The following is a 12,296-nucleotide window of genomic DNA, read 5'->3' as shown; positions in this document are numbered from 1 at the left end:
CGTCACTTCGCCGTGCGGACAGTCCCGTCCCGCACAGAACGTCCGATAAAGGCGGTACCGGCGGTACCGTTTGAAGGCATCGGACCGCGCTGAACAGCCCGTCGGTCCGCCGACTCGGAGGTACTCCAATGCTCACACTCATCGTCATCGCCGCAGTGGTCCTGCTTCTCATCGCGGCCATCGGAATGCCGTACGGGCAGACCTGGTACGCCCGCTGGAACGGCTGACGCCGGGTCCGGTACGAATGGGGGGTGCCTGAACCCGTCGCCGCGACCCGGATGCCGACCGTCCTGCTGCTGTCCACGTCCGACACGGACCTGATCACCGCACGGGAGAGCGGGGCGGCCTACCGGTGGGCGAACCCGGCCCGGCTGGTCGACGGCGAGCTCGACGAGCTGCTGCGCGACGCCGACATCGTGGTCGTACGGATCCTCGGCGGCTACCGCGCGTGGGAGGACGGTATCGACGCCGTCGTGGCGCGCGGGGTGCCGGCCGTGGTGGTCAGCGGCGAGCAGTCCCCGGACGCCGACCTGATGGCCCACTCGACGACACCGGCCGGCGTGGCGCTGCAGACCCACATCTACCTCGCGCAGGGCGGCACCGCGAACCTCGCCAACCTGCACGCGTTCCTGTCCGACACGCTGCTGATGACCGGCTTCGGGTTCGCCGAACCGGTCACCACGCCCACGTGGGGAGTCCTCGAGCGGCCCGGCGTCGTCGCCGGCGGACCGACCGTGGCGGTGCTGTACTACCGGGCGCAGCACCTGGCCGGCAACACCCGCTACATCGAGGCGCTGTGCGAGGCGATCGAAAGCGCCGGCGCACAACCGCTTCCGGTGTTCTGCGCATCGCTGCGCACCGCTGACGACGCGCTGATCGAACTGCTCGGCACCGCTGATGCCTTGATCACCACGGTGCTCGCAGCCGGCGGTGCCACCCCGGCCGCCGTCGGCGCCGGCGGTGCCGACGACGCCTGGAATGTCGCCCACCTCGCCGCGCTCGACGTGCCGATTCTGCAGGGTCTGTGCCTGACCAGCTCGAAAGCCCAGTGGGAGTCCAACGACGACGGGCTCTCCCCGCTCGATGTCGCGACCCAGGTGGCGGTGCCCGAGTTCGACGGTCGGCTCATCACGGTTCCGTTCTCGTTCAAGGAGATCGACGACGAGGGACTGATCTCCTATGTCCCGGATCCGGAACGGTGCGCCCGGGTCGCGGGTCTCGCGGTCCGCCATGCCCGGCTGCGGTCCATCGCGCCGGCCGACAAGCGTGTCGCGCTGGTGTTCTCGGCCTACCCGACCAAGCACGCACGCATCGGCAACGCTGTCGGCCTCGACACCCCCGCCAGCGCGATCAGGTTGCTGACGGCGATGAGCGACGCCGGCTACGACGTCGGCGAGGTGCCCGGGCTGGAAGCGGGCGACCTCGGCACGATCATCGCCTCCGGCGATGGCGATGCGCTGATCCACGCCATGATCGAACGCGGCGGTCAGGACCCCGCATGGCTGACCGAGGGCCAGCTGGCCGGCAATCCGATCCGGGTGTCCGCCAAGGACTATCGCGCCTGGTTCGCGACACTTCCCGCCGAGCTGACCGACGCGGTGACCGAACACTGGGGTCCGCCGCCGGGCGAGCTGTTCGTCGACCGCAGCCGCGACCCAGAGGGTGAGATCGTGATCGCCGCGATGCACTCGGGCAACGTGGTGCTGATGGTGCAGCCGCCGCGTGGTTTCGGCGAGAACCCGGTGGCGATCTATCACGACCCGGACCTGCCGCCGAGCCACCACTACCTGGCCGCCTACCACTGGCTCGATCGCGGCTTCTCCAACGGATTTGAAGCCGATGCGATCGTGCACCTCGGCAAGCACGGCAACCTGGAATGGCTGCCCGGCAAGACGTTGGGCATGTCCGCGGCCTGCGGCACCGACGCCGCACTCGGCGACCAACCGCTGATCTATCCGTTCCTGGTCAATGATCCCGGGGAAGGGACGCAGGCCAAACGCCGCGCACACGCCACCCTCGTCGACCACCTGATCCCGCCCATGGCGCGCGCCGAGACCTACGGCGACATCGCGCGTCTGGAACAACTTCTCGACGAGCACGCCAACATCTCCGCGCTCGATCCGGGCAAGCTGCCCGCGATCCGCCAGCAGATCTGGACACTGATGCGCGCGGCGAAGATGGACCACGACCTCGGGTTGGAGGACCGGCCCGACGAGGACTCGTTCGACGACATGCTGCTGCACGTGGACGGCTGGCTGTGTGAGATCAAGGATGTGCAGATCCGCGACGGCCTGCACATCCTCGGCGAAACCCCCAGCGATGAAACGCAACTCGACCTCGTCCTGGCGATCCTGCGGGCCCGTCAGCTGTTCGGCGGGGAGCAGACCGTGCCGGGTCTGCGGGAGGCGCTCGGCCTGATAGAGAACGGCGTGGAAGGGCGAGTCGAACGCGCCGCGGTCGACGACGCCGAGGCCCGTGCCCGCGAATTGGTTGCGGCACTGCAGGCTTCCGGTTGGGACGCCGGCACCGTCGATTCGCTCACCGACGATCCCGACGTCGCGGCGATCCTGCGGTTCGCCGCCACCGAGGTCGTCCCCCGGCTGGCCGGGACGGCCCGCGAGATCGACCAGATCCTGCGGGCGCTGGACGGCCGGTTCATCGAATCGGGTCCGTCCGGTTCGCCGCTGCGCGGTCTGGTCAACGTGCTTCCGACCGGCCGCAACTTCTACTCCGTCGACCCCAAGGCCGTCCCGTCCCGGCTGGCCTGGGAAACCGGTGTGGCGATGGCGGATTCGCTGCTGGACCGCTACCGCGCCGACTACGGCCGCTGGCCCGAGTCGGTGGGGTTGTCGGTGTGGGGCACCTCGGCAATGCGGACCTCGGGTGACGACATCGCCGAAGTCCTCGCCCTGCTCGGCGTCCGGCCGATCTGGGACGATGCGTCGCGGCGCGTCGTCGACCTCGCGGCGATCTCCCTCGAGGAGCTGGGCCGTCCGCGCATCGACGTCACCGTGCGCATCTCGGGGTTCTTCCGCGACGCCTTCCCGCACGTCGTCGCGATGCTCGACGACGCGGTGCAGCTGGTCGCCGCCCTCGACGAACCGGACACGGACAACTACGTCCGTGCGCACGCACAGGTGGACATGGCCGAGCACGGTGACCGGCGACGGGCCACCACAAGGATTTTCGGCTCCAAACCCGGAACGTACGGCGCAGGCCTGCTGCAGCTCATCGACAGCCGCAACTGGCGCGACGACGCCGACCTGGCCCAGGTGTACACCGCGTGGGGTGGCTTCGCCTACGGACGCGGTCTCGACGGCGCACCGGCCACCGACGACATGAACCGGGCCTACCGGCGAATCGCGGTGGCCGCCAAGAACACCGACACCCGCGAACACGACATCGCCGACTCCGACGACTACTTCCAGTACCACGGCGGCATGGTGGCGACGGTGCGCGCGCTGACCGGCAAGGACCCGGCCGCCTACATCGGCGACAACACCAGGCCCGACGCCGTGCGCACGCGCACCCTGTCCGAGGAGACCACCCGGGTGTTCCGCGCCCGCGTCGTCAACCCGCGCTGGATCAACGCGATGCGCAGGCACGGCTACAAGGGCGCGTTCGAGATGGCCGCGACGGTCGACTACCTCTTCGGCTACGACGCCACCGCGGGGGTGATGGCCGACTGGATGTACGAGCAGCTCTCGCAGAGCTACGTGCTCGACGACGAGAACCGCAAGTTCATGAACGAGTCCAACCCGTGGGCGCTACACGGCATGGCCGAACGCCTCCTGGAGGCGGCCGGCCGCGGTATGTGGGCCGCGCCCGAACAAGCCACCCTCGACGGCCTGCGTCAGGTGCTGCTGGAGACCGAGGGCGACCTCGAAGGGTGAGCCGCCCCGCTAACCTGGGCCCATGACTGTGACCTTCGCCGACGTCGCCAAGTCGGAGTACATCCTGCTGACCACGTTCACCAAGGACGGCCGCCCGAAGCCGACGGCGATCTGGGCCGCGCCGGCGGGTGAGGCGCTGATCGCGATCACCCAGGAGAAGTCCTGGAAGGTCAAGCGCCTCCGCAACACCCCGCGCGTCACCATCGCCGAGTGCGACCGTGCCGGCAAGCCGAAGGGTGAGGCCGTCGAGGCCACCGCGGCAATCCTGCCGAAGACGATGAACGCGAAGACCTACGACGCGCTGGGTAAGCGGTACGGGCTGCTGGGCAAGACGTTCAACTTCTTCTCGAAGCTGCGCGGCGGGATGGAGAAGAACGTTTCGATCGAGATCAGACCGGTGAAATAGAGGTCCATGACGCAATCCGGGAACCAGGGGCCCACGTTCACCGATGTGTACACCGAGAAGTACCTGCTGCTGACCACCTTCACCAAGGACGGCCGCCCCAAGCCGACCCCGGTATGGGGTGTCCCGCACGGCGACAAGTTGCTGATCAGCACCGACGACGGTTCCTGGAAGACCAAACGCATCCGCAACACACCGCGCGTCACCATCCAGAAGTGCGGCGTACTCGGCAAACCCAAGGGCGAGCCGGTCGAGGCCGTCGCCCGCAATCTCCCCAAATCGGAGACACGGCGGGTGTTCGACATGGTCACCCGGCGCTACTGGTGGCACGCGTGGTGGTGGATTCCGCAGGCCATCGTGCGTGGCGGTGTCGACAAGGTGCACGCCGCGATCGAGGTCGAGGCCGCGCCGGGTCCGCAGCCGGGCACCTGAGGAACCGCCGCCGTCGCCTGTGCGTTGGCACACTATGGCGATGCGACTGTTCCTGCTCTACGCGGTCATCGAGCTGGCCGTCCTGGTGGCCCTGGTCTCGACGATCGGTTTCGGCTGGACGCTTCTGCTGATGGCGGGCGCGTTCGTGCTCGGCCTGGCGCTGGCGGGCTCGCAGCTGCGTCGTCACCTCCGCCGCCTGCGGTCCGGTCTGACCCTCGCCGACGCGCAGGGGGCGGTGACGGACAGCGTGCTCGTCGCACTCGGTACGGTGCTCGTCGTGATCCCCGGCCTGGCCAGTTCCGTCTTCGGTGCGCTGTTGCTGTTGCCGCCGACCCGCGCCGCCGCGCGGCCCCTTGTCACCGCGCTCGCCGCCCGCCGCGCCCCGCTGATCGTCGGCGTCAGCACCGTCGGTTCGGCCGCCACCCGCCGCGCGGGACGGGCGGAGTACATCGACGGTGAAGTCGTCGAGGTGATCGACGACGTCCCGGTTCACGATGGTGGCGTCCCCTCGCCGAGGCCGGAACTTCCCCGCACGCCGGAGTGAACACCACCCTTCTGCGGGGCGGCCGCATCCACAGTCCGGCCATGCCCGACGCGACCGCGATGGCGGTGCGCGGCGGTGTCGTGGCGTGGGTGGGCAGCGACGACGTCGGCCGCGCGCAGTTCCCGGACGCCGACGTCGCCGATCTCGACGGCGCGTTCGTCGCCCCCGCATTCGTCGACAGCCACGTGCACACGACCGCCACAGGTCTGACACTGACCGGCCTGGACCTGCGGGCCGCGACATCGCGGCGACATTGCCTGGCGATGCTGGCCGAGTTCGCCGCCGATCACCCCGACGGGGTGCTCTGGGGCCACGGCTGGGACGAGGCCGGCTGGCCCGATCAGACCCCGCCCGACACCGCCGACATCGACGCCGCCGTCGGGTCCCGGCCGGCGTACCTGGCCCGTGTCGACGTCCACTCCGCCGCGGCGTCGACGTCGCTGCGCCGAGCCGCAGGCGTCACCGACACCGAACCGCTGATCGCCGACGCACACCATCGGGTCCGCAGGACAGCCCGCGAGCAGCTGACCGCCACGCAGCGCGCGCAGGCCAGGCAGGCGGCCCTCGACGCCGCCGCGGCAGTCGGAATCGTCGCCGTGCACGAATGCGCGGGCCCCGAGATCGGCGGGCTCGACGACTGGCTGGAGCTACGCACCCACGATCACGGAGTCGAGATCGTCGGCTACTGGGGTGAGCACGTCGGCACCGCCGCGGCTGCCCGGGAGCTGATCGAGGCCACCGGGGCGCGGGGCTTGGCCGGTGACCTGTTCGTCGACGGCGCTCTCGGCTCGCGCACCGCGTGGCTGCGCGACCCGTATGCCGACATCGGCGCGGACTGTCCCGCGCCGACCGGCAACGTATATCTCGACGTCGACGCGATCACCGCACACCTGAACGCGTGCACGGAGGCGGGCGTGACGGCCGGGTTCCACGTGATCGGGGACGCCGCCACCGCCGCCGTGGTGGCCGCGCTGCAGATCGCCGTCGACCGGTTCGGCGTCGCAGCGGTGGCGCGGTGCGGCCACCGGCTCGAGCATCTGGAGATGGTCACCGACGACCAGGCCGCCCTTCTCGGGAGCTGGGGTGTGGTCGCCAGCATGCAGCCGGCTTTCGACGCGCTGTGGGGTGGCCCGGACGGTATGTACGCGCGGCGTCTGGGAGTCACACGGGCCGCCGGGCTGAACCCGTTCGCGCTGTTAGCATCCCAAGGCGTGCCCCTCGCCTTCGGCTCGGACAGCCCGGTGACCGACATGAATCCGTGGCACGCGGTGCGTGCCGCCACGGCGCACCGCACACCGGGCAGCGCGATCTCGGCCCGGGCGGCGTTCGCCGCGGCGACCCGGGGCGCGTGGCGCGCCGGGGGAGTGCGCGACGGCGTGACCGGCACCCTCGTTCCGGGCGCACCCGCCAGCTACGCGGTGTGGGAGGCCGACGACTTCGAGGTCAGCGCCCCGACCGACGCGGTGCAGCGATGGTCGACCGACCCGCGCTCACGGGTCCCGGTGCTGCCCGCCCTGACCGACGGGCTTCCGCGGTGCAGGCAGACCGTGCACCGAGGTGCCGTCCTCCATGGGTGAGACCGCCGCCGACGCGGATGCCCCCGAAAGACCGGCGCGCGCACGACGTTTCGGTCAGGCGGTGGTGGATCGCCTACCTCGGCTGACCGCGGCGATCGTCGCGGGGTTGGCGCTGTGCGTCAGCTTCCCGCCGTTCGGCTGGTGGTACACCGCGATCCTGGCGTTCGCGGTGCTCGGCTGGGTCCTCACCCGCGAGCGGACCACCGTCGCCGGCGGCGCCGGCTACGGCCTGCTGTTCGGCCTCGCGTTCTACGTGCCGCTGCTGCCCTGGATCAGCGGACTGGTCGGAGCGGTGCCCTGGCTGGCCCTCAGTGTCGTCGAGGCGTTGTTCTGCGCGCTGTTCGGCATGCTCGCTGTCGTGGTCCGGCGGCTGCCCGGCTGGCCGTTGTGGTTCGCCGGGCTGTGGTCGGCGCAGGAATGGCTCAAGTCGACGGTCCCGTTCGGCGGCTTCCCGTGGGGTGTCGTCGGCTTCTCGCAGAGCGAGAGCCCGCTGCTGCCACTGGCCTACGTCGGCGGCGCCCCGCTGGTCTCGTTCGCGCTGGTGCTTCTCGCGTTCAGCCTGGGCGCCCTCGTCCTCGGCATCGCCGACTGGTGGCGGCGCGACGCGGCGACCCGCGCGGCCACCCCGCCGGCCGTGGTGCTGCCCGGTCTGTGCATCGCGGTGGTGTTGCTGGCGTCCACGTTGGCATGGCCGCACGTCCGCAAGGCCGGACTCGGTGCCGGGGACGAACCTCCGGTCACCGTCGCCGCAGTGCAGGGCAACGTGCCCCGGCTCGGCCTGGAATTCAACGCCCAGCGGCGTGCGGTGCTCGACAACCACGTCCGCGAAACGCTGCGGCTGGCCGACGACGTGCGGGCCGGGCGGGTCCCGCAACCGATGCTGGTGGTGTGGCCGGAGAACTCCTCGGACATCGACCCGATCGCGAACCCGGATGCCGCACAAGAAATTTCCCGAGCTGCGGCGGCGATCGACGCGCCCGTCCTGGTCGGCGGAGTGGTCGCCGCGCCCGGCTACAGCCGCGACAACCCGGTGTCGAACAACACCGTCATCGTGTGGAACCCCGAGACCGGTCCCTCCGACCGCCACGACAAACGGATCGTGCAGCCGTTCGGTGAGTACCTGCCGTGGCGCAGCTTCTTCAGCAAGCTGTCGTCGTATGCCGACCGCGCCGGATATTTCGTACCCGGAGACGGCGACGGCGTGGTCGAGGCCGCGGGCATCCCGGTCGGCATCACCACGTGCTGGGAGGTCATCTTCGACCGCGCCGCCCGCGAATCCGTGCGCAACGGCGCCCAGTTGCTCGCCGTGCCCAGCAACAACGCGACGTTCGATCAGGCGATGAGCGAACAGCAACTGGCGTTCGGCCGGCTGAGGGCCGTCGAACACGACCGCTACGTCGTGGTCGCGGGCACCACCGGGATCAGTGCCGTGATCGCGCCCGACGGGCACGAGATCGTCCGCACCGGGTGGTTCGAACCCGCCTACCTCGATCAACAGGTGCGACTGAAGACCTCGCTGACCCCCGCGACGCGATTCGGTCCGTACGTCGAGGGGGTGCTCATCGCGCTCGGTGTTTCGGGTGTGGTCGGGGCCATACTGCACAATGGATCTTTCCTGCCCGGCAGATTGCGCAGGCGCAGACCGACCAGTGACGACGGCGAAGGAGCCACATGAGCGTGCCCGGTGGCGTGACCGGACGGGAGGAGCCCGCCGGGCGTCCCAGCGCCCGCACCCTGGTCATCATCCCGACGTACAACGAGCGCGACAATCTGCTGTCGATCGTGTCGAGGGTGAACGACGCGGCCCCGGACGTGCACGTGCTGATCGTCGACGACGGCAGCCCCGACGGCACCGGTGAGCTGGCCGACGAACTGGCGCTCGGTGACCCGGACCGGATCCACGTCATGCATCGCACGTCCAAGGACGGACTCGGCGCGGCCTACCTGGCCGGGTTCGCGTGGGGCCTCAACCGGGAGTGCACGGTGCTCGTGGAGATGGACGCCGACGGCAGCCACGCCCCGGAGGACCTGCACCGCCTCCTCGCAGAGATCGACGCCGGCGCCGACGTGGTCATCGGGTCGCGGTACGTCGAGGGCGGTGACGTGCGGAACTGGCCTCGCCGGCGGATGGTGCTGTCGCGGACCGCGAACGCGTACTCACGCATCCTGCTCGGCGTCGACATCCACGACATCACCGCCGGGTACCGCGCCTACCGTCGCGAAGTGCTGGAGAAGATCGATCTCGCGGCCGTCGACTCGAAGGGTTACGGCTTCCAGGTAGACCTGACCTGGCGCTCGATCAACGCGGGCTTCACCGTCGTGGAGGTGCCGATCACCTTCACCGAGCGCGAGCACGGGGTGTCGAAGATGGACGGCTCGACCATCCGCGAGGCGATCATCAAGGTCGCCCAGTGGGGGATGCGCGCCCGCATCGACCGCGCCCGCGGCAACACGCCCTGAGGCTCGCGGCTCAGCCTTCTTCGCGGCTCAGCCGCTTCTGCTGTTTCGCGGCTCAGCCGCTCCTGTTGTTTCGCGGCTCAGCCGCGGCGCCGAGTCTTGACGATCTCCAGCCGCTCCTTGAGCAGCTCTTCGAGCTCTTCGATCGACCGGCGCTCCAGCAGCATGTCCCAGTGGGTGCGCGGCGGCTTCACCTTCTTGGGCTCGGGCACGTCACCCTCGATCAGGGTGCCCTCCATGCCGTTGCGGCACAGCCAGGTGCCGGGGATCTCGGCGTCGTCGGCGAACGGGACGTCGAACTCCTCGCCGTTCTCGGTGCGGTAGCGCGCGACCTGACGCGGAGCCAGGTCGTGGTTGCGGTCGGTCTCGTAGCTCACAGCTCCGAGGCGGCTGCCCCTCAAAACACGATCTGCCATCGTCAACTCCTCTGTAATGCTCGGTCCGCGGCTTCGCCGGAGGCGAATCGGGGGACCGCTCCGCAGAAAGCGGAGCAACCTCTGTTCAACGTGATCACGCTCAGTAGAGTTCCCGACTCGACCGACGATGATACCGGGATATCGCCGCACCCCGGTCTACAGTCGGGCTCGTGACCTCGCTGAGCCCGTCCACCGGCACCCGAAGGCGCCCGCAGACCTGCCGTTGGTGCGGTCGGGAAGTGGCCGACGCGGGGATGGGACGGCGCCGTCAGTACTGCCGGCAGTCCTGCCGGCAGCGGGCCTACGAGCAGCGGGCGCTCGTCAAGGGCACATCGGTGCCCGAGGATGCCGTGGTGCTGTCGGCCGAGGAGGCCTCGGTGCTGGCCGACCGCGTCTATCAGGTCCGCTGTGCCGCCGAGGACATGGCCACGGCGCTCGACGAAGGCGCCGACCGGGCGGAGCTTCGTGAGCTGTGCGACGCGGTGATGCAGGCGGCGCGCGCGGCCGACGGCTGGCGCTGATCAACAGGCCGTTCAGGCCCGATTGTCGGTACTCTTAGCGCGTGACCAGCGCTGACGCGCTTTCCTCCTCGCCTCGGGTATGGCGCTGGGACGACTACGTCCTCGATCTGGGGCGCTACGAACTGCGCGCGGGCGACTCGGTGATCCGGGTCGAACCCCAGGTGTTCGACGTGCTGACCCAGCTGGTGAGCCATCACGATCGGTGTGTCAGCAAGGAGGAGTTGTTCGACACCGTCTGGGGTGGCCGGTTCGTCGGGGAGGCGGCGCTCACCAGCAGGATCAAGGCCGTCCGTCGGGCTCTGGGCGACGACGGGGAGGCGCAGCGCTACATCCGCACCGTGCGCGGCCGCGGCTATCGGTTCGTCGGCACGCTGCACGGCGAGGACTCCGCGACGCCCGACGAGGCGTCCGTCGAGCACGTGGTGCGTGAAACGCCACGCCAGCACATCGCTTTCGCCCGCGCGGCCGACGGGGTGCGGCTCGCCTACGCCGAGTCGGGCGACGGGCCGCCGCTGGTGAAGGCGGCCAACTGGATGACGCACCTGGGTTATGACAGCGAGAGTCCCGTCTGGCGGCACGGGGTGCGGGAGATGTCGTTGCGCTACAGGTTCATTCGCTACGACGAGCGCGGCTGCGGCCTGTCGGACTGGGACGTCGGCGACTTCACCTTCGACGACTGGGTCGCCGACCTCGAGACGGTCGTCGACGCGGTCGGACTGGATCGGTTCCACCTCATGGGGGTGTCGCAGGGCGGTGCGGTCGCGGTGGCCTACGCCGCACGGCATCCGGACAAGGTGAGCCGTCTGGTGCTGTGCGGGGCCTACGCGCGCGGGCGCGCGGTCCGGGCTCTCAGCGACGACGAGAAGCGCGCCGCCGCACTGGATCTCGAGCTCGCCCGGGTGGGATGGGGCCGCGACGATCCGGCGTTTCGGCAGGTTTTCGCGGCGCAGTTCCTGCCGGACGGGACGCGTGCGGACTGGGCGGCGTTCGATCAGCTGCAGCGGCGCACGACGTCCCCGGAGAACGCGGTGCACTTCCTCGAGGAGTTCGCCCGCATCGACGTCCGGGACCTCTGCGCCCGGGTTCAGTGCCCGACGCTGGTGCTGCATTCCCGCGACGACCACCGCGTCCCGATGCGGTACGGCGAGGAGTTGGCGTCGCTGATACCGGACGCGCGGCTCGTCGCGCTGTCGAGCAACAACCATCTGCTGACGGCGACCGAACCGGCGTGGCAGGTGTTCTGCGCCGAGGTGGCGGCTTTTCTGGTGTGAGCGCGCAGATCTCCACGCGTTCTCCATACAATCTCCATGCATGCCGGCCTGCGGCGGATCATGCTGAGCTCATGAGAAAACCCACCCGTACCCTGCTCGCGGGCGTCAGCGCGCTCGTCGCCCTGGTGGCGCTGTCCGGCTGCACGGGTAACTCCGCGCCGGAGGGGTCCTCGCCGGCGGAGCCTGCGCCGGAAACCTCCACCGCTGCACCGTTTCCGGCCTCCGCGCGCTACATGGCCGACATGACCGCCCCAGACGGCGCGACGATGACGATCGGAGTGAGTGTCGACGGCGCCGAGGTCGCCGCGTATGCCTGCAACGGCACCGACGACGAGGCATGGTTCTTCGGCACCCAGAGTGACGGCGTGATCGACCTCAAGTCCCGGTTCCGTGACACCCTGGCCGCCGACTTCAACGGCACCGACCTGACCGGCGAGGTCAGCATGGATGGTGTGCAGTACACGTTCACCGCGGCGTCGGTCTCCGGTGTGGCCGGAATGTACACCGCGGAATCTGACGGGGTGCGCGCGTCCTGGGTGGTGCGGCCCGACGGATCCGCCACCGGTGTGCAGTTCAGCGGGTTCGCCCAGGGCGATCGCAACTTCGACCCCTTCAACCTCGACGAGCTCAGTGATTTCGACGTGCGCAACGAGGTCCGCAACACACGGAAACTGGGGCCTGCCGGCCCGATCGAGTTCCCGCCCGGGGGACAGCCGCGCGCGAGCATCAACGGCGTCCCCGTGTCCCCGACACTGGTCACAGGAACGTTCCGGCTCGGCTGA

At 69.9% G+C, this 12,296-nt stretch carries 11 protein-coding genes; 10 read left to right on the top strand and 1 reads right to left on the bottom strand.

Translation table 11 applies throughout. The features are described 5' to 3' along the window. The first annotated feature begins 278 nt into the window (after positions 1-278). Genes cobN through DYE23_RS16150 form a run of 7 tightly spaced genes read left to right on the top strand, consistent with a single transcriptional unit; the run spans position 279 to position 9,309 of the window. Positions 279-3,893 carry a cobaltochelatase subunit CobN gene (gene cobN / locus DYE23_RS16180; RefSeq protein WP_115328999.1) on the top strand — a complete coding sequence of 1,205 codons (3,615 nt, stop codon included), beginning with the start codon at positions 279-281 and terminating at the stop codon, positions 3,891-3,893. A gap of 22 nt (positions 3,894-3,915) precedes the next feature. Beyond that, on the top strand, positions 3,916-4,299 hold the full coding sequence (locus DYE23_RS16175; RefSeq protein ID WP_011893990.1) for a PPOX class F420-dependent oxidoreductase: 384 nt from the start codon (positions 3,916-3,918) through the stop codon (positions 4,297-4,299). A 6-nt stretch (positions 4,300-4,305) separates the two neighbouring features. Beyond that, entirely contained in the window at positions 4,306-4,728 is a 423-nt protein-coding gene (locus DYE23_RS16170; protein WP_011893991.1) for a PPOX class F420-dependent oxidoreductase, read from the top strand. A gap of 34 nt (positions 4,729-4,762) precedes the next feature. Next, positions 4,763-5,272, top strand: a complete 510-nt coding sequence (locus DYE23_RS16165) for an FxsA family protein (RefSeq protein WP_115327631.1) — start codon at positions 4,763-4,765, stop codon at positions 5,270-5,272. Between the two features lie 41 nt (positions 5,273-5,313). Next, complete coding sequence (locus DYE23_RS16160) at positions 5,314-6,849, top strand: amidohydrolase (protein WP_172527792.1); 1,536 nt, start codon at positions 5,314-5,316, stop codon at positions 6,847-6,849. Continuing rightward, positions 6,842-8,524 (top strand): apolipoprotein N-acyltransferase, encoded by a 1,683-nt coding sequence (lnt, locus tag DYE23_RS16155; protein ID WP_115328998.1) that lies wholly within the window; start codon positions 6,842-6,844, stop codon positions 8,522-8,524. The genes DYE23_RS16160 and lnt overlap by 8 nt, the downstream gene beginning before the upstream one ends. Next, positions 8,521-9,309, top strand: a complete 789-nt coding sequence (locus DYE23_RS16150) for a polyprenol monophosphomannose synthase (RefSeq protein ID WP_115327629.1) — start codon at positions 8,521-8,523, stop codon at positions 9,307-9,309. The genes lnt and DYE23_RS16150 overlap by 4 nt, the downstream gene beginning before the upstream one ends. A gap of 77 nt (positions 9,310-9,386) precedes the next feature. Here the strand turns inward: DYE23_RS16150 and DYE23_RS16145 are convergent, their stop codons facing one another. Continuing rightward, on the bottom strand, positions 9,387-9,722 hold the full coding sequence (locus DYE23_RS16145) for an RNA polymerase-binding protein RbpA (protein ID WP_011893996.1): 336 nt from the start codon (positions 9,720-9,722) through the stop codon (positions 9,387-9,389). Between the two features lie 170 nt (positions 9,723-9,892). Here DYE23_RS16145 and DYE23_RS16140 point away from each other — a divergent pair, with 170 nt between their 5' ends. The 3 genes from DYE23_RS16140 to DYE23_RS16130 all read left to right on the top strand — a co-directional run bounded on the left by DYE23_RS16140 (position 9,893) and on the right by DYE23_RS16130 (position 12,296). Continuing rightward, positions 9,893-10,243, top strand: coding sequence for a hypothetical protein (locus tag DYE23_RS16140; RefSeq protein ID WP_013471525.1), 351 nt, complete (start codon positions 9,893-9,895; stop codon positions 10,241-10,243). Positions 10,244-10,284: 41 nt separating this feature from the next. Next, the gene (locus DYE23_RS16135) at positions 10,285-11,514 is read left to right on the top strand and encodes an alpha/beta hydrolase (RefSeq protein WP_011893998.1); all 1,230 of its coding nucleotides are present in this window, start codon (positions 10,285-10,287) and stop codon (positions 11,512-11,514) included. A gap of 71 nt (positions 11,515-11,585) precedes the next feature. Next, complete coding sequence (locus tag DYE23_RS16130; RefSeq protein WP_011893999.1) at positions 11,586-12,296, top strand: hypothetical protein; 711 nt, start codon at positions 11,586-11,588, stop codon at positions 12,294-12,296.

Origin of the sequence: Mycolicibacterium gilvum, assembly GCF_900454025.1 — a bacterium.
GTDB classification, from domain to species: Bacteria; Actinomycetota; Actinomycetes; order Mycobacteriales; family Mycobacteriaceae; genus Mycobacterium; species Mycobacterium gilvum.
The sequence above is the reverse complement of the archived record's forward strand: the minus strand, read 5'-3'. Positions and strand labels throughout refer to the sequence as shown.

Bases quoted from the DNA above. Each gene is read 5' to 3' on its own strand.
- cobN (WP_115328999.1), top strand. From the start codon at position 279: ATGCCGACCGTCCTGCTGCTGTCCACGTCCGACACGGACCTGATCACC.
- DYE23_RS16175 (WP_011893990.1), top strand. From the start codon at position 3,916: ATGACTGTGACCTTCGCCGACGTCGCCAAGTCGGAGTACATCCTGCTG.
- DYE23_RS16150 (WP_115327629.1), top strand. From the start codon at position 8,521: ATGAGCGTGCCCGGTGGCGTGACCGGACGGGAGGAGCCCGCCGGGCGT.
- DYE23_RS16145 (WP_011893996.1), bottom strand. From the start codon at position 9,722: ATGGCAGATCGTGTTTTGAGGGGCAGCCGCCTCGGAGCTGTGAGCTAC.
- DYE23_RS16165 (WP_115327631.1), top strand. From the start codon at position 4,763: ATGGCGATGCGACTGTTCCTGCTCTACGCGGTCATCGAGCTGGCCGTC.
- lnt (WP_115328998.1), top strand. From the start codon at position 6,842: ATGGGTGAGACCGCCGCCGACGCGGATGCCCCCGAAAGACCGGCGCGC.
- DYE23_RS16130 (WP_011893999.1), top strand. From the start codon at position 11,586: ATGAGAAAACCCACCCGTACCCTGCTCGCGGGCGTCAGCGCGCTCGTC.
- DYE23_RS16170 (WP_011893991.1), top strand. From the start codon at position 4,306: ATGACGCAATCCGGGAACCAGGGGCCCACGTTCACCGATGTGTACACC.
- DYE23_RS16160 (WP_172527792.1), top strand. From the start codon at position 5,314: ATGCCCGACGCGACCGCGATGGCGGTGCGCGGCGGTGTCGTGGCGTGG.